Source organism: Nocardia vaccinii NBRC 15922 (assembly GCF_001613305.1).
Classification (GTDB): Bacteria; Actinomycetota; Actinomycetes; order Mycobacteriales; family Mycobacteriaceae; genus Nocardia; species Nocardia vaccinii.
The window spans coordinates 1-16,987 of record NZ_BDCC01000090.1 but is presented as its reverse complement, the minus strand read 5'-3'; the positions used below and the strand labels follow the sequence as shown (position 1 = coordinate 16,987).

At 62.6% G+C, this 16,987-nt stretch carries 14 protein-coding genes; 3 read left to right on the top strand and 11 right to left on the bottom strand.

Annotation, left to right across the window (positions count from 1 at the left end):
• Position 1 precedes the first annotated feature (1 nt).
• From NV1_RS39950 to NV1_RS39895, 11 genes are all read right to left on the bottom strand, one after another.
• On the bottom strand, positions 2-2,269 hold the full coding sequence (locus NV1_RS39950; RefSeq protein WP_157117715.1) for a CoA transferase: 2,268 nt from the start codon (positions 2,267-2,269) through the stop codon (positions 2-4).
• The gene (locus tag NV1_RS39945; protein WP_157117714.1) at positions 2,266-3,723 is read right to left on the bottom strand and encodes an MmgE/PrpD family protein; all 1,458 of its coding nucleotides are present in this window, start codon (positions 3,721-3,723) and stop codon (positions 2,266-2,268) included. The genes NV1_RS39950 and NV1_RS39945 overlap by 4 nt, the downstream gene beginning before the upstream one ends.
• A 138-nt stretch (positions 3,724-3,861) precedes the next feature.
• Complete coding sequence (locus NV1_RS39940; RefSeq protein WP_067904289.1) at positions 3,862-4,842, bottom strand: amidohydrolase family protein; 981 nt, start codon at positions 4,840-4,842, stop codon at positions 3,862-3,864.
• A gap of 58 nt (positions 4,843-4,900) precedes the next feature.
• Entirely contained in the window at positions 4,901-5,971 is a 1,071-nt protein-coding gene (locus NV1_RS39935) for an acyl-CoA dehydrogenase family protein (protein ID WP_067904286.1), read from the bottom strand.
• Positions 5,968-7,092, bottom strand: coding sequence for an acyl-CoA dehydrogenase family protein (locus NV1_RS39930; protein WP_245714175.1), 1,125 nt, complete (start codon positions 7,090-7,092; stop codon positions 5,968-5,970). The genes NV1_RS39935 and NV1_RS39930 overlap by 4 nt, the downstream gene beginning before the upstream one ends.
• Before the next feature lie 5 nt (positions 7,093-7,097).
• Entirely contained in the window at positions 7,098-7,742 is a 645-nt protein-coding gene (locus tag NV1_RS39925; protein WP_067904342.1) for an RraA family protein, read from the bottom strand.
• Positions 7,743-8,117: 375 nt separating this feature from the next.
• Positions 8,118-8,723 (bottom strand): GntR family transcriptional regulator, encoded by a 606-nt coding sequence (locus tag NV1_RS39920; protein ID WP_067904280.1) that lies wholly within the window; start codon positions 8,721-8,723, stop codon positions 8,118-8,120.
• Between the two features lie 227 nt (positions 8,724-8,950).
• The gene (locus tag NV1_RS39915) at positions 8,951-10,240 is read right to left on the bottom strand and encodes an FAD-dependent oxidoreductase (protein ID WP_067904277.1); all 1,290 of its coding nucleotides are present in this window, start codon (positions 10,238-10,240) and stop codon (positions 8,951-8,953) included.
• Between the two features lie 34 nt (positions 10,241-10,274).
• Entirely contained in the window at positions 10,275-10,586 is a 312-nt protein-coding gene (gene fdxA, locus NV1_RS39910) for a ferredoxin (RefSeq protein WP_067904276.1), read from the bottom strand.
• A gap of 292 nt (positions 10,587-10,878) precedes the next feature.
• A complete protein-coding gene (locus NV1_RS39900) occupies positions 10,879-12,189 on the bottom strand; it encodes a Rieske 2Fe-2S domain-containing protein (RefSeq protein ID WP_084526614.1) in 1,311 nt (436 codons plus the stop codon).
• Positions 12,190-12,245: 56 nt separating this feature from the next.
• Positions 12,246-13,403 carry an acyl-CoA dehydrogenase family protein gene (locus NV1_RS39895; RefSeq protein WP_067904267.1) on the bottom strand — a complete coding sequence of 386 codons (1,158 nt, stop codon included), beginning with the start codon at positions 13,401-13,403 and terminating at the stop codon, positions 12,246-12,248.
• A 372-nt stretch (positions 13,404-13,775) separates the two neighbouring features.
• Here NV1_RS39895 and NV1_RS39890 point away from each other — a divergent pair, with 372 nt between their 5' ends.
• The 3 genes from NV1_RS39890 (at position 13,776) to NV1_RS39880 (ending at position 16,681) form a co-directional block, all read left to right on the top strand.
• Positions 13,776-14,351, top strand: coding sequence for a CoA transferase (locus NV1_RS39890; protein WP_373864709.1), 576 nt, complete (start codon positions 13,776-13,778; stop codon positions 14,349-14,351).
• 194 nt (positions 14,352-14,545) lie between these two features.
• On the top strand, positions 14,546-15,772 hold the full coding sequence (locus tag NV1_RS39885; RefSeq protein ID WP_067904260.1) for a CaiB/BaiF CoA transferase family protein: 1,227 nt from the start codon (positions 14,546-14,548) through the stop codon (positions 15,770-15,772).
• A gap of 147 nt (positions 15,773-15,919) precedes the next feature.
• Positions 15,920-16,681 (top strand): enoyl-CoA hydratase/isomerase family protein, encoded by a 762-nt coding sequence (locus tag NV1_RS39880; protein ID WP_067904257.1) that lies wholly within the window; start codon positions 15,920-15,922, stop codon positions 16,679-16,681.
• Positions 16,682-16,987: the final 306 nt, after the last annotated feature.

Sequence of the window (16,987 nt, the reverse complement as noted above, 5' to 3'; positions counted from 1 at the left end):
GTCACTTCCTCGTAATCACTTGTGCAAGGCGGTCATCCGCCCGGCTGGCCGATGATGTCGGGGCCTGTTCGGGCAGGGCATGAACGACGCCAGCGGCGATCAGTTCGTCGATCTCGTCGGGGGATATCCCAGCGCGGCTGAGAATCTCGCCGCTGTGTTCTCCGGTGCGCGGAGCCGACGCCTTCGGGGCGGTGAGGTCCTGGGCCCGGGAGAAGCGCACCCCCGCGCCGAACCAGCTGTTGATGATTCCGTAGGACGGATCCTCGATATCGAGGATGGCCTGCCGCTCGTGCGCCACAGGATCAGCCAACAAGGATCTGAAGACGTCGCGACGACATTCCTCGGCCCCGACACCGGCCGCGCGCATCAGATCGATTACCTCGATCGTCTCGCGACCCGAGAACCACTGCGCCAGCGAGACACCCGGCTCCTGTTCGGTGGTGCCAGTGACTGTGGCCAGTGCATTCCTGGCCTGCGCCGATGATGCGGAGACCGCCACCCATCCATCGGCAGTACGGTACAACCGTTCCGCCGGGCCAAAGCCGAGTCCCTCCTCATCGAGAGTCGGCGCCTGGGTGATATGCCCATCGGGGTAACGCACGACGTCGGAGAAGATCAGCAACGCTGATCGCAACAGGTCCACTTCGGCCTCGACCGATCCGCCGACCTCGTCTCGCTCGAAGAATGCGGCCGCAAGGGCAGCAGCGCCGGAGAGCGCGGTGAGGTAATCGATAAGAGGGGTGCGAATCCACTCGGGCTCACCGTGTGGGCCCCCCGCGCGACGCTCGACACCGCTGACGGCCTGGACGACCATGTCGAATCCGGTATCGGTGGACTTGGGACCGCTGGTTCCGTATGCCGATGTGGTGAGGGTGACGATGGCCGGATTGATGGTCTGCAGCGTCGCTGGGTCGATATTGAGCCGCCTGGCAACGCCGACTCGGAAATTGTGCATCACGGCGTCGGCGTCGGCGGCCAGACGATGCGCAATCTGCTGCCCCTCGATTGTCTTCATGTCGAGCGCCAGGCTCCGTTTTCCCCGGTTGGACACCATCCCCTGGCGAGCAGTGGTGAGACTGGGCGCGGGCTTGGCCGGTACGACACTGATAACTTCGGCCCCGAGGTCAGCCAGGACCCGGCCGGCGAGCGGACCCGCCACGAAGCTACCGAAGTCCAGAATCCGGCGCCCGGCCAGCGGCGCGGCGAATGGATCACCATCGGTGGTCGCCGAAGACGCCGGCGCCGTGGTATCGCGGTGCCGCACCGTGGCCACCGCACCGACGTGTTCGCGCCCCTGGACATCGATGTCAATGGCTCCGACATGACGCACGTGCTCGTCGGACCAGCACTCGGCGGGCCCGAGAACTGGTTCGGCGCCCAGGCCGACCGCCCGGAGCTGCTCGAGAAGATCGTCGCGATCGAACCGGGCGACCGCCCGGGCGATCAGATCGTGGTCGCCGAAGAACTTTCGAGGATCGGTCTGCCGGGGATCTGGCACCCCCCGGTCGTTCGGGTCGACGTCGATATCGATCTCGAGCAGGTCGTAGAGCTTTTTCACGGCCCCAGGCACACCCAGCACTACCTGCAGGAACTTGCCGTCCGCGGTGCCGAAGATCAGTTGCCGCACCCCCAGCGGAGGATAGCTCTCCAGACGGGCATCGGGCTTGGAGGCCAACATTCCCAAGGCACCGAACACCGCCGTGACGCCCTGCACCAGACTGGTCCGCACAACCTGTCCCCGCCCGGTCTGACGGCGTTGGATCAGCGCCGCCCACACACCCACGGCGCCGAAAAGGGCGGCGCCGACGGATGCCGGGCGAACGCCGAGCACGAAGGGCCGGTCAGCGTGGTGCTCGAAGACGATGCCGCTGCGCGCCTGTGCAAGTAGCTCGTCAGCCGGCAACCGTTGAACTACGAGAGCATTCGCGTGGTCGAGGGTCATGTCATCGCCCACGATGTCGAGGACGACGAGACGGGGATAGCGCTCGACGAGTGCTGCGGCGTCGGGCTTCTGCCGGTCGCCCCCGAGTGCGTCCTCGCCGCCTATCAGCACAACGTCGGCCGCCGCGAGGAGGCCATCGAGCGCGGACAGCGGCCTTTTCGGCTGAGTGGCGCGCCACAGATCCCGGGCCGGATAGCGTCCCTCGAGCGGGTCGGGTCCGACGCAGGTAACCTGCGCACCGAGATCAGCCATGTGCTTTGCTACCAGGTAGGTCGGCAGCCCGAGCCCCAGGTCGAGCACGCGCAGGCCGCGTATACCAGGGCTCACGCGACTCGCTCCTTCCGTGTTGAGCAGGCCGACATCAGCCCGTCGAGCGTCGTGAGCTGGTCGAGGGCGGCGACCGATGCGATCGTGTTCTCGGCGCCCTCCTCGGTCAGGACATCCTTGGTGAACTGACGGAATTTCCGCGCCACATCGTCGAACTCGAATGCGTAGGCACTGTCATAGACGTCGCCGCGCGCATACTCGGCCGAACGCGTGAACACGCCACGGTCGGTCACAACCGTCAGCTTCGTGGGCATGCGAGTCAGGTGCCCGTGCTGGGCGAGGTCCTCGGCGGCCATTTCCCCTGCCGCGCTGAGCACGTCACACTGCACCCGGGCAGCGAAGTCACGGATCCGCGGGTCGGTGCGGGCACTGTCGTCGACCCACGCTGGCCCCATCGAGTCGCTGAGGTAGGCGGCACAGCCCAGCAGGTGCGGCAGGGAGAAGGTCGCGTCGACGAGTGTCTCGACCTCCCGTCGGTCGGCCTTGTGCTTACGCAGTCCCGCTGCGGGCAGAAGCACCTCGATCGACATCACCTGATCTGGGGTAATCGATTCCGCCGCAACAAGTTCCAGGTAGAGATCGATGGCCGGGGCGTTGAACCGACAACCGGGGTACGCCTTGTAGCAGGCGTCCTCGACCGCCCAGCGGACAGGAGCACCCGCCAGTATCGCTCCGGGGTCGGCGCCCAGGGATCCCAGTGCCGCCCACAGACCAGCGTCGCCATCGAGAATCGCGACCTCACCAGTGAACCCCTCGGCGGCCAGGAGTGCGGCCAGGGCACCCGAATGGGCCGCCGCGCCGTACATCAAGTACTTCGTCATCGGCCGCGGCAGGTTGAGTCCGAACGGTGTCGACGCCGGCAGCGGAAGGGTGCTGCCGGCAATACCGATCGCCATACGCATCTGCGTGGCATCCAGCCTGAGCAGACGGCCAGCAGCCACCGTCGATGCCAGGCCCACCCAGCTGTAGCCGCCGATCCGCGGCATCTCGGTTTCACCACGCTCGTTGACCCGAATCCCCTGCAGCGTCTGAGCGTAGCGGGTGGCGACCTCATAGCCCACCGCGATCGCCGTGAGCACGTCCATCCCCGAGGCATGGACCTTCTCGCCGAATGCGATCGCCGTCGGCACAGTGGCTGCGGCGATGTGCCCCTTATAACGTACAGTCTCGTCTGCATCCAGGGCGTTGGCGGCGTGACAGTTGACATAAGTGGCAACCAACGCCGGAAGGCGGTCGCCGGAACCGATCACAGTCGACTCAGGAACGCCACCGCAAGCGGTCAATACCTTTTCGACTATTCCGCCGGAGCCCAGCGTCACTCCCGCTACCGTGCATGCGAGCGAGTCCAGGACCAGCATCTTTGTCGCACTGATCGCGTCTGCACTCATATCGTCACCGGTCAAGAACGCCGCCAACTCAACGACGCCGTCGGTGATTTCAGAAGTGGTCGACATTTCCTCGCCTTTCCATCGCAGCACCTTCCGTGCCGCGCCAACACGTTCCACGCCTCAGTCGGTTGTCTTTTGCATCTTATAAAATGCTCTGCACTAATGGAAGGTGGATCACATAATTAACTGGAGGTGGATTCGGCTCTAGAGCGCGGCGCGCTTGTACAGCTTGCGGACGTTCTCTTCGAAGATGTTGGTCAGGTCTTCGTCACGCAGTCCCGGCAGGCCCTCGATCACCGGCTTGATGTCCTCGAACGCGAACCCGCTACCTGGCCGCTCGGTGCCGAACAGCACTCGGTCGGATCCGACGACACCGATCAGCAGCGACAATGCTGCGGGCGTGTAGAGGCAAGTGTCGTAATAGAACTTGCGCAGTCCCTCGGTGAACTTGACTGTGGCTTCCTCGACAGTTGTCCAGCCTTGATGCCTGCCGGTGTGGGCAGCCCAGCGGCCGAGCTGATAGGGCACAGACCCACCACCGTGCGGAACGATCAGCTCGAGCGAGGGAAAGTCGTCGAAGACCGAGCTGCGCAGGATCGACAAGATAGCAAGGGACTCCTCGGAGATAAAGTGCTCACTGAAGCTTTCCCGCCCATAGCAGCCGGCACAATGCAGCAGTGCCGGGATGTCGTATTCGACGAGCTTCTCATACAGTGGATACCAGTACTCGTCACCCATAGTTGGTGTCCTGCCGTCGCCCTCACCGGGATCCGGGTTGACCAGCACACCGACAAAACCGAGATCGTTGACACACCGGTCGAGCTCGTCGAAGACAACGTCGACCGGTTGCCCGGCCTGCTGCGGCAACGCACCGACCCCCTTGATACGGTCGGGTCGGGCCTGTGCCTGGACGTGGATGGCGTCATTGTTGTTCTGCACCCACCACTCGACCACTTTGCCTGCGGGGTGCGAGTGCTTGAGCGTGTAAGGCCGCGGTGACGTCAATTGAATGTCGGTGCCGACCTCATCCATCAACGCGATCTGCCGGTCCGCGTAGTCAATGAGTTCATCTGCGGTGCAATGCATCTTGGTCCGACCGCTGTAGGGACCGGCTGCTTCCATCATGGTCCACGCCGCCTGAAAGGAAGGCGGGGCGACGAGGTGAGCGTGTGCGTCGATGATCATCGAGTTCTCCTGACGTGATGTGTCGGTGGCCAGAGTGTGTATCGGGAACCTGAAACACTCAGGCGCCCAGCGGTGCGAGTCGGTCCCACACCGGGAGATCCGAGTCGAGGAGGTCATGAGCCAGTTCGGTGCCGCGGCAGCGAGCGCCACCGAGCTCCTGACGCCAGCCGAGCATCCGCAGCGTCGAACGCGCTAGCGCATGTTCGCGAGTGAATCCCATGGCGCCGTGCAACTGCTGGGCCTGTTCGACAACGGCACCGACCGCATCGAACGACGCCAACGCGGCGGAAGTGATCGCGCGCCTGCGCGCCTGGTCGTCTACATCTTTGTCGAGAGCGGCGACTGCCACCCGCGAGCACACCTGCAGCACTTCGGCATTCGCCGCAAGGCGGGCGAGTCGGTGTTGCACCGCTTGCAGCCGGATCAAAGGTCGACCGAACTGCACGCGGGTCTCGGTGTGCTCGAGCGTCATTCCCTGCACGGTGCGCGCGACCGCCGCACCCTGCACGACTCGACCGGCCAACAGCCGGTCGTGGAGGCGACCGATGAGATCGATGTCCGCCCACCCCTGCTCGGCCGTGTGCAGCGGGCCACCGAGTACGAGATCGCCGCGGGGCTCCGCCGCGACCGTCGCACCTGGCCGTACCTTCAACGAACCGATCGTCAGACGCGCCACATAAGTCGCATCGCGGACAGGGGCGAGCACAAACACCTCGTCGGCATCCGGCAGAAACGGGACCCGCGCGATCGTGCCGGCTAATACAGGAATGGCTTCCGGGCCACCATCCTCGACCATGTCGGGTGCGACTATCGCGATGGTGGCTCGGCCCGCCGGGACCGACAACCCCGCCGAGACTGCGGCGTGGGCGGCCAGCCATGCCGTTTCGAGAATCGGCAGCGACACACCATGGCGGGCACTCTCGGCGAGCACAGCGGCGGCCTCAGCCCACCCGCCGCCGCTGCCACCCGCCTCCTCAGGCACGCCCACCAGGGTCATTCCGTTGTGCACCAAGGACTTCCATGCGCGATGCCCATCGTCGGTCTCGTCGCCTGCAGTGCCGATGTCGAGCGCCAGAAGCGCGGCTTCGACACTGTCGGTGATCCAACGAATCTGTTCGCTGTCAGTCATCGTGCACCGAGCCCTTTCGCAACAATGCCACGCAGAACGTCGCTCGCGCCGCCGCGGATCGTGAAAGTCGGTCCGTGGGTAATGGCTTGGGCCAGTTGCACGGCGAACAAATTGTCACTGCCGAAATCTGGTTCCACTGGTGTCCATCGACTGACCACCTCCACGACTTCTTGCTCGAAGGTTCCCCCAAGCTCCTTGACCATGGCAGCCCGGGTGGCCGGCAACTCGCCGGCATCAAGCGCGCACGCGACCTCGAAAGACATGGCGCGCAGAGTGGACAGAGTCGCCGACAGTCGCGCGAACTCGAGCCGGGCACCGACATCGTCAGGCGTGGAACGCAAGTACGCACCCCAGGTGAGCAGCAGCGGCACTGTGCTCATGATCCGTTCGGGCCCACTGCGTTCGTAGGCCAGTTCCGCGGTGACCTGTGCCCACCCCTGTCCTTCCTGTCCCAGCAATGCGTCAGCGGGCACGACGACATCGTCGAAAATGACCTCATTGAAATGGGCGTGGCCGTCGAGCGTGACGATCGGACGAATGGTGACACCCTCGTACGGCAGGTCGATGAGAAACTGACTTAGGCCGGCATGACGCTTGTCGCCGGGGGGCTCTGTCCGGGCCAACACCAGGATGGCATGCGAGATCTGAGCGTGTGAGGTCCAGATCTTGGATCCGGACACGAGCCACGAGCCATCAGCCTGGCGGGTGGCCCGTGTGCGTACAGCCGCCAGATCCGACCCGGCGTCGGGTTCGGACATTCCCAGGCAAATGTAGAGTTCACCGGCGGCGATACCAGGCAGATACCGTGTCCGCTGCTGAACTGTTCCATGGTTCAGGAGGCTGGGCACAATCTGCCGGTCCGCGATCCAGTGCGCCGCGACCGGCGCACCCGCGGCCAACAACTCCTCGGTGACGACAAAGCGCCGCAACGCCCCCTGCGCCGACCCGCCGTATTCAAGCGGAACCGTCATACCGACCCACCCACGAGCAGCGAGCATCTTGCTGAAACGGGGACTCAAGCCCCCGACCCAGCCATCGACCGCCGGGGTCCATTCTCCTGCGGCGCAACTCTCGCGCAGGAACTCACGCACCTCACCGCGCAGGGCGATCAGTGCATCCATACCACTCATCGCAACCCCAGCAGATCGAGGGTTGTCGCACCATTTCGCAAGGCACGCATCATGTCTGCCTCCTTCTCCTCCCGCGCTCGACTGGCTGCCAACACGTCGTCGACCGTGTCAGCGGCAAGGACGACCACGCCATCGCGGTCCCCCACGACCAGATCACCGCTTCGTACGGTCACCCCGCGGATGCTGACCGGCTCTCCTAGCGCTCCGGGTACCTGCGGGTCCTTGCCGGTTCCGGAAATGCTGACCGCCGCAGCGAATACTGGGAACCCCACCTCGGATAGAAGTGCGGTGTCGCGGACACCGCCGTCGATGACCAAGCCGGCCAGCCCGCGCGCCTGTGCCGCCACCGACAAGATCTCACCCCAGTACCCGAACACATCACCAGGAGTGATCTCGACGACCAGCACACTGCCCGCAGGAGCCTCGTACACGCCGCGATGAATCCACAAGTTATGACCAGGTCCCGTGCGTACGGTGTACGCCGGACCCCAAATTCTGAAGTCGGAGTCCACCGGCTTGATTTCGTGGGTCAACGCCCCGATGCGGCCGGCAGCCTCATGCAACGTCGCCGTTGGAAAGACCAGGTTTACTACCCGAAAGGCAGTGGTGTCATCGCTCGTCGAGTGGCGTTGTTCAGTCATGGGCTCTCTCACTCAGTGTGCTCTTGCATTTGCCCTGCGTTCAGTCATGCCGCGACGCCGAACCTCTATCGATGTGGCGTCGCAAATCCTTGCAGCGCTTGTTATTTGGCGATTCCACCTGACTCGGAACGGCGAAGTCACTGCTTCCCGGCTACCTTCGCCATCGAGGAGGCGACACATGAGGCCGCATGCACCTCAGTCACATCCGAGGGTTGTGCCACAGCTCTGCCGCTGCCTCAACCTTAGCGAATATTTTATAAAATGCAACAACCTTGGCGACACTAGAGCCCGCTCGACCCGTATAGACGACGAAGGCCCGACGATGAAAATGTGGCCATCGTCGGGCTCTCTGGGCGCGCGGGAAGGTCTCGGGAGTCAGGCCACCGGAATGCGCTGCACCAGCAGATCAACAGAGCGTTGTAGCGACTGCTTCAGTGTCTTGGCGGCGTCCGCCGCGCGTCCTTCGACGAACGCGTCGACCAAAGCATACTGTTCATTGATGCGTAGACCGAACCCGGCTTCGGCACCGAACAAGATGATCCGATACCGCCGCGAACGATCCCACAACACGTCGAGAATGTTGGTGAGATTGATATTGCCGGCGGCGATGTAGATCCGCCGATGCAGCTCGGCGTGGTGCTCGCTCAATTCCACAACCGAATCGGTGTCGGGAAAATCCTTCATTTCCAGCACCGCTGCACGCTGGGCATCAGTGGCGCGTTGCGTGCCCAGCCGCGCTGCCCACGGGTCCAACTGCATGCGGATGTCATAGATACCGACCAGGTCCGACCTACTCAGAAGCGGTACCCGCATCTCGCGGTGGGCAACCTGAGTAAGCAAGCCTTCGCTTTCCAAGCGGCGCATCGCTTCGCGTAGCGGTGTAGTCGACACCCCGAGTTGCTGTGCAACAAGAGCCTGATCGAGGGCAGCGCCGGGAGCGATCTTGCCGTCGATAATCTGCCTGCGGATCGTGTCGTACACGACGTCAGCCTTCGTTGCCCAGACCCGACTCGAAACCCGATCCCCGTAGACGACGTCCATCCCACCCTCACAGTCCGTTACAGAGTATTAGATACAATTTCGATTCTACAAGTAACCGGCTGCCTGCACCTAACTCGAGTGGCTCCTGCCACACGAGGCGACGTTCAACCAAGGTTGAGGCCGGCGTCCGGCCGTCCGCAGCCGATACAGACCTGGCGTTCTCCATCTCAGCGCCCGACCGCGCCCATGAGTTCACGCCAGGTTTCGATGGTCACCCGGCGGCTGCCACGAGCACGGCCCCGGTCCCGCTCGACGGCGTCGATCCGTGACCAACCGTCTAGCTCGACTGCCCGTCCACCCCACTCCGGCACCTCGTCTCGCGATGCGCCCACCAGTGGCCGGAGCTTCAGGTCCTCGAGAAGCAGCTGCACCGTCGCTGTTGCGTCGGCCTTGTTGATCCCGATAACTCCCGTTGCACCGCGCTTGGCCCAACCAACCACGTACTCGGGTGCGAGGTTGTCGTCGCGAAGGACTCGCCCGTCGGTGTGATCGACTGTTCCATGGCCGGGGTCGAACGGTACCCCAGCCAGTGCGACACCGGTGTTGCCTGCGGAGATGAGCAAGAGTTGGCTGTCGAGTGTGACCACTTCCGCCGGGCGCTCTGCACCAACGAACCGAACATGGGTCAGCGCGGAAGTACCGCAGGCTTCGACCGGAGTCAGATCGAAGTGGAAGTGCACCGTGGTGTTGTTTGCATCTTGTTGTCGCGTGGCCCATTCGGTGAAGAGCTTGACCGAATGAGAAGCCGGTGTCCCGGCTGCAACCACTTCTGCCGACGCCAGCCGTTGTGGTGATGCGTGGACTCGGACACCCGCCGTCGGCAACTCCCCAATCTCCGCAAGTTCCTTGAGCGAGAATTTGACGTGCTCAGGCCCTCTGCGGGCAACGATGTGCACGTTACCCGGCCGACGAGAGCCCAGAGTCTCTATTACTGAGTCCGGAACATCGGTGACCGCCAACTCATCTCGGTCGCGTACGAGCATGCGTGCCACATCGAGAGCCACGTTTCCGGCGCCGACCACGACGATGTCTCTGGCGCGAGAAACGGCACCAGGCAATGCCGCATCTGGATGTCCGTTGTACCACGACACCAGCTTGCTGGCACCGTACACGCCTTCGAGGTCCTCCCCCACAATCCCGATGGACCGACTGACGGGCGCTCCATGGGCGTAGAGGACGGCGTCATACTCCCGACGTAGCTGATCGACAGTGACGTCGCGGCCGACTTCGATATTTCCGAGCAGACGCAGTCCGGGCATCGCCAGGATTCGTTCGAAGACGACAACTAGCGACTTCATCTTCAGATGGTCGGGGGCCACACCATAGCGAAGGAGGCCGTACGGGGTCGGCAGGCGATCGATGAGATCGACGTTCACCTTTGCGGTCAATAGTGCCTCTGCAGCGTAAAGGCCCGAGGGGCCAGCGCCGACGACCGCGACAGTTGGTGAGGCGTCCATCAATTGAATCCTTCCGTGACAGCGAAGTGTGTCCCTAGATGATCGGTTGTCCGGGGAGGCTGTCGTAGTCTTGGGGCCCGTGCTGCTTGGCCCCGCCCGGACTCGCACCGAGCTTGTCGAAGAACGCCCGATTAGCTTCGATGTGCGGTTCCTGTTCGGGCAGAGCACGGATGTCCAGGAAGATCGCCGATACCGGACAGACGTTTTCACACGCACCGCACTCGATGCATTCCTCAGGATTGATATAGAGCTTCGTCGCACCCTCATATATGCAGTCGACCGGACAGTTCGCGACACAGTTTCGGTCCTTGATGTCGACGCACGGATCTCCGATAACAAATGTCATAGTGTCTCCTGTCCAGGCAGGGTCGACACGACTTCTTCGCCGAAGAGTCGTTCGGAGACCCTGACAGTCTTCCCTAACATGCGGACAGCAATTCCGCGGTCAGTCTCGTCTTGTTTGGCGCGCGTTAGAGCGTCGAATCCACTGCGGCTCAATAGGATTGTGTCCGGTTCGCACCCCTGTCTCCGGTGACACATCACCGACTCACGGGCGTTGTCCAAAACCACACCGAGACAGATCGACGACTGCAGACTGTCGCGCGAAACGCGGTCCTCGGTAACTCGATCGGCGAGCATTATGAGGCGTTCTCCGCCGAGAGCGCCTCACTGCGGAGAACCGTCCACCACTTTTCATCCCTGCTGATGATTCCCTCACCGCCACGCAAGATCGGATACGGAATTGCGGAGTCGAGGCCCAACGGACTCTCGCCACACTCGATCGCCCGTAACGCGTCGAGCAACAGACGGCGGGCACGGATGACCGCGACGTCGCTCATTCCGAGGTGCTCGCGGGTTCGGTCATAGATCGCACCCATGCTCTCCTGGACGACGAAGTCTTCGTTATTGATGCCGCGCAGTCCGGAGAAACTCATACCGGTCATCATCGCTACTCGGTCCTGGAACCACAGGTTTTCGGCCGACGGCATCTCCTTGCGTTCACCGCGGCCGTGTTCGAGGCTTTCCAGCTCAACGCCCGCGAATCGCAGCATCGCAGGCCGCTCGTCGTCGGGAATCGGCACTCCGTCAGTCTTGTACTGGATGTAGAAGAACATGCAATTCTCATCGTCGATCGGGGCAAACGCCTGGTGATGAGCCCAGTGCCCGGCGGCGCCGGGGAAGTTGGAGTGAAATGGCATGACAAACTCGGTTGCCCGAATGTATTGCTTATCGTCCTGGCCGGGGACTGGGCGGATCGCGCCGTACCGGAACCCATAGTCGGTTGTTTGTGCCTCGAGAATGGGCGCGTCAGGGGTGAGATTGGCGAGCAATTCGCCGCCCGACTCCGGACCGTCCTGCTCGCGCGCGAGCCAAGCGGGGCGAGTGATGTTGGTGTGCAACCAGTTCAGATGCGCCGAATCGACGGCACCTTCGAGGCACTGAAGCCAGTTGCAGTACTCAATACCCTTGATAACCATTACCTGGTCGTGCGGCAGTTCGGTGAAATCGAAGGCAGGCTTCGGCGGTTCGAGGTCCTCTGGGCCGAGGTACACCCAAACGATGCCGCCGCCCTCCCAAACACTGTATGCGTTGGCTTTGATTCGGTCCTTGAACGAGCTCTGCCGGGGCTCACTCGGAGCCTCGACGATGTTGCCTGCCTTGTCGATTCGCCAACCGTGGTAGAGACACTGCAGGGCACAGTTTTCGTTTCGGGCCAGCGCCAACGACGCACCACGGTGTGGGCAGTACTCGTCCAACACACCGACATCGCCTTCCGAATCGCGGAATGCGACAAGATTTCGTCCCAGCAGTCGCACCCGCTGCGGTGCGCCGCCCGCTTCAAGCTCGAGGCTTCGCGTTGCGGGTAACCAGTACCGCTCCATGAGCCGACCCATGGGTGCCCCACCCTCGACTCGGGTAATGGCTGAGTTCTCTTCTGCGCTGAGCATCTGGGGATCTTTCTTCCGAAATTACTGTGGGCTGGAGGAGAAGGTCTACATCTGAGTCAGAGGCGGCTGGCGATCGAGATCTTGAGCAACTCCGAAGTTCCGGCCAAGATCCGAAACTGCCTGTTGCTGGCGTATATCCGCGACATCACGTTCTCCCCGGCCAGGCCGTTGGCTCCGAACAACTGGACCGATTCGTCGACGACGCGGGCGCTGACATCGGTCAGAAACACCTTGCAGATCGCGGAATCGGTGTTGGTCAGGACACCGTTTCGCATCTTGTCGAGGGCTTCGGTCAGAAGCGTTTGCGCAGCGCGGATCTGAGTCGCCATCTCTGCGAGCTTCATCTTTGTGTTCTGAAACTCGATCAGTGGGCGACCTTCGTGCACTCTGCGGATTTTGGCGTATTCGATGACGAGGTCGAGCGCTAGTTCGGCCTGTCCCAAAGCACGCGCCGGGGTTTGAACACGGTCGATCGCCATCATTCCCGAGAGCATTTTCAGTCCGCCGCCGAGCGGTCCTATCATCCGATGTGCGGGGACTCGGACGTCGTCGAAGAACAGCTCGCCCAGTCCGTGAACAGGCAGTCCGAGAGCGTCGAGTTTGCGGCGCTGCAGTCCGTCCGTTGGCGCGTCGACCGCGAAAAGGGTAAACCGACCTGCGCGATCCGCATCGCCGTCGGTCCGCGTCACGACATAGATGATATCGGCCTGGTCGCCCATCGAGATGAAGCACTTATTGCCGTTGATCACCCACTCGTCGCCGTCCCTGCGGGCCGAGGTCCGTAAGTTGCTCGAGTTCGTTCCAGCGTCCGGTTCGGTGAATCCCATGGCCTGGATCTGGCCATCGAGGATTCGGGGAAGGAGTTCTGCCTTGGCGGCGTCGCTACCGCCGACGAGTAGAAGATTCGTTGCGTTATCGGTGCAGATCGACGTGCCCACGGTTGCGTACCCGATCGATCGGCCCAGTTCGTAGCTGACGACAATATTGAATATCGCAGGCGCACCCTGGCCGCCGAACTGCTCCGGCACACGTACACCGATGATCCCCTCGGACGCGCCTACCTTCCACAGGTGACGAATCGGTAGCGACCCGTCTTCATACTCAGCTACCCGTGCATCGACCTCACGATCCAAGAAACTCCGGACCGCTCCTCGGAAGAGTTCCTCGTCTCCGACGAACGGACTGTAGGAGCGAAACGGCTTGCCGTTGATCAACGCGTACTCCTTACATCCAACGATAGGCCACCATAGCCGAAAGATTATAAATTATAGTTGTTGGTCGTATCTAGGCTGCACTCTGCATAGAAACTGCTGCGCGCGACCTTCTTCATATCGCCCCTGAGCTGCAACGATGTGGTGCAGCTTCTTGCCAGGCGGGTGACCACGGTCATAGTCTAGACGTTGTATCTTGCAAAGTACACAACATGTTCCGTTCGTCACGAGAGGGTCCCCTTGCCCGCCTACCGTCTCCGGCGTCACCGTTGCCGCCACAGCCAGCTCGCTCTCGGTCTCACCCAGACACTGGCCGAACGGTGCCCGCGCCATGAAGGTTGAGCGGCCACGAGGTAATCCGGCCCGAGCACTCCGATACGGGAGCTGCCTGTATCGGCCGATGTGCTCGCCGACGGGTTCTGCCCCGCGGTACCCCAGCGAACCGTGCTGCGATACTCAGACACCGAACCGGCTATTCCGCAGCTCAGCGAGGTCTCGATATTGGGCCACGGTCAAACCGGCGCGCTCAGCACGGTCCCCAGCCACACCATCAACTACTTCGCCCAATCCGGGGCACTGGCCCTGTCGTGCGCCGGCGCCTCTGTCGGAGTTGACACCGAGATCCCGATCCCTGGCTTCACCAGCTTCTCGTACAGTGCCATCGCCGTGCTTACCACGCCGCAAACAAGACCCTCCGACCTTGCCGATCAGCGGGCCAGCTGCATCATCCGAGTCGGCTACAGAGCGATCGAATGCGTCGACAAACGATTGGTCGCGCTGGGGACCAGCGAAGATCACCTCTGCCGCAACCCAGTCGACGAACTCGAGATCGGCGATATCCCTGACGCGATGCTTCTCAAACCTCTCGGACCTGCCGAGGCCCTCAACGCCGTTCTCGCAAATGCCATCGCCCGACGACACCGACGACCTCATCAGCCAGCTGGTCGCTGAATACCTCCCGGTCAGGGTCATGGTGCTTCCGCCGAACTCCCGTCAACCCACCTGCACGCGAGAGCAACGTATGTACGGCAAGCGCAAGAGGATACGACCGGTACGGTTCTCAGTTCCGCTGGCCGGACTGCCTCCCCCAATTCCTCGACGACTCCTCATCCTCCAAATCTCGACATCGACGAAGAGAGCACCGAATGAGCACCAACGGAACGCCACAGGCCCACGAATCGAGCCGAACATCGTCGCCGCACGGGCCACTTGCGGCGATCCGCGTCATCGACCTCACCCGGGTGATCATGGGCCCGCTCGCGACCCAGATCTTGGCCGACCAGGGTGCCGACGTCATCGTTCTCGAAGCCGAGGAAGGGGACACCAACCGAGTCATGGGGCCGGGGCCGCATCCCGAACTGTCAGGTATCGCACTCAACCTTCTTCGCAACAAACGATCGGTCGGCATCGACCTCAAATCCCCTGAACGCAGAAGCGATGTCGAGGAGCTACTGCGTACATGTGATGTCGTTGTCACGACCATGCGGCCCGGCGCGATCGAGCGACTTGGGCTGGACTACGAATCCGTACGAGCGATCAACCCTGACGTCGTTTACTGCCAGGCACAAGGATTCCCGATCGACTCGCCTCGGGCCGACGAACCCGCCTACGACGACATCATCCAGGCTGCCACCGGAATTCCCGACGTCATGCAAAGGGTCTATGGCGTGCCCGGATTGATGCCGACCATACTGGCCGACAAAGTCTGCGGCATCGTAATCGCACAGGCCATCACCGCGGCACTCTTGCACCGCGAGCGTACGGGCGAAGGCCAGCATGTGGAGGTTGCGATGCAGGAGACAATGAGCGCATTCATGCTCGCCGAACACGGCGCAGGTGCCATCTCAGAACCGCCTACCGCGCAAGGTGGCCTACCGGGTACCGGCTACCCACGACTCTTATCCCCCGAACGCCGGCCCCACCCGAGCAAGGACGGACTCGTGCATATCTTCCCGTACCTCCCCAAGCATTACGTTGCCCTTTTTACCGAGGCTGGTGTCCCCGGCGCCGAGGACGACCCCCGGTATGCTGACCGCCGGGCCACCATCGCGAACTCGGATTCTCTCTACCGCGATGTCCGCACCATAGCCGGACTCCGAACAACAGAGGAGTGGGTCGCGTTCTGTCGCGACGCTGGTATCCCCGCAACCGCCGTCCCATCCTTGCAGGACCTCGTCCATAGGCTCCCCCTCGCCGCACATCCACATGCGGGCCAGTACCGCCTGGTCCCGCAGATGTCGCGCTTTTCACAAACACCGGGTGGTCTACGTCGCCCCGCTCCGCTCATCGGCGAGAACACCGATGAGATTCTCGACGAACTCCAGCGACCAGCGCGACTCGACGAGCAGATACCACGCGGCACGCGGAGCTGACCAGCACTGTGACACAGACGGACCCCGATGCCTCCACCTCGATCTTTGTAATAAGAAACGTTGAATGTGAGTGACGGCATTGTTCCCGAACTCCAGTTACACCATGTCGGCCTCCCAACACCCGCTCGATGAGAGAGAAGAAATCGCGTGACAGATCTGGCTACTGAGCGGCTCGATGCCGTCGCCATTATCGAAATATGCCGTCCACCTGCCAACTACTTCGACCTACCGCTGATCACCGATCTCGTCACCGCCTACAGCGATGCCGCCAACGATGGCGCCCGAGCAATAATCTTGGCGTCCGCAGGCAAACACTTCTGCGCCGGAGCCGATTTCGGGTCTGCAGACATGAATGAGGATCGGACAACTATGGCGCGCCGACTATACACCGCAGCAGCACAGCTGTTCGAATCGGCGATCCCGGTTATCGCGGCAGTGCAAGGCGCCGCAGTCGGCGGCGGACTCGGTCTCGCATGTTCAGCCGACTTCCGTGTGGCTTCGCCCAGCAGCAGGCTGCACGCGAACTTCTCAAAGTTGGGCTTCCACCAAGGATTCGGGCTCTCCGTCACACTCCCCGAACTGGTCGGCACCCAGGCTGCAACCGACCTGCTCTACACCAGCAGACGCCTCACCGGCGACCAAGCACACGCTATCGGCCTCGTCGACCGCCTCACCGAGCCCGGATACGAACGGGAGGAAGCGATTGTCTGGGCACAGGAGATCGCTGCCGCCGCACCGCTCGCCGTCAGGTCGATTCGACGAACGCTTCGCGGCGATATCGCTCGACGAGTCCGTGCCGTGCTCGACCGAGAACTGGCTGAGCAAACGATTCTCTGGAGCACCGAAGACTGTAAGACTGCGATAGCGTCAAACCTTGTACGCACAGAGCCTATATTCCAAGGTCGCTGATAGCGCAGAGACGTCGGCGGCTGCAGGTCAGGGCGATAACGGCTGCCCCGAAGGGAGGCCGGCCCCGGTGGGTGCCTCGCACCCGGGGAGACCACGGTGGCATACCCAACGGGCGCTTGCGCCCGCCTCCGGCCGCCCCGATGCCCAGCGGACGAGATGGTCGCCGCAAGGGGACTACAAAAGCGTGGTTGAAGGGAGATGATTTCGGCTTTCAAGACCTGCGGAATTCTTCGCTGGTGGCCATGCCAAGATCATGCGGGCCGTTTGATAGCTGGGGACACGGCATTGGCCATAGTCGAATCTTAA

Bases quoted from the DNA above. Each gene is read 5' to 3' on its own strand.
- NV1_RS39945 (WP_157117714.1), bottom strand. From the start codon at position 3,723: ATGTCGACCACTTCTGAAATCACCGACGGCGTCGTTGAGTTGGCGGCG.
- NV1_RS39940 (WP_067904289.1), bottom strand. From the start codon at position 4,842: ATGATCATCGACGCACACGCTCACCTCGTCGCCCCGCCTTCCTTTCAG.
- NV1_RS39935 (WP_067904286.1), bottom strand. From the start codon at position 5,971: ATGACTGACAGCGAACAGATTCGTTGGATCACCGACAGTGTCGAAGCC.
- NV1_RS39930 (WP_245714175.1), bottom strand. From the start codon at position 7,092: ATGGATGCACTGATCGCCCTGCGCGGTGAGGTGCGTGAGTTCCTGCGC.
- NV1_RS39925 (WP_067904342.1), bottom strand. From the start codon at position 7,742: ATGACTGAACAACGCCACTCGACGAGCGATGACACCACTGCCTTTCGG.
- NV1_RS39915 (WP_067904277.1), bottom strand. From the start codon at position 10,240: ATGGACGCCTCACCAACTGTCGCGGTCGTCGGCGCTGGCCCCTCGGGC.
- fdxA (WP_067904276.1), bottom strand. From the start codon at position 10,586: ATGACATTTGTTATCGGAGATCCGTGCGTCGACATCAAGGACCGAAAC.
- NV1_RS39900 (WP_084526614.1), bottom strand. From the start codon at position 12,189: ATGCTCAGCGCAGAAGAGAACTCAGCCATTACCCGAGTCGAGGGTGGG.
- NV1_RS39885 (WP_067904260.1), top strand. From the start codon at position 14,546: ATGAGCACCAACGGAACGCCACAGGCCCACGAATCGAGCCGAACATCG.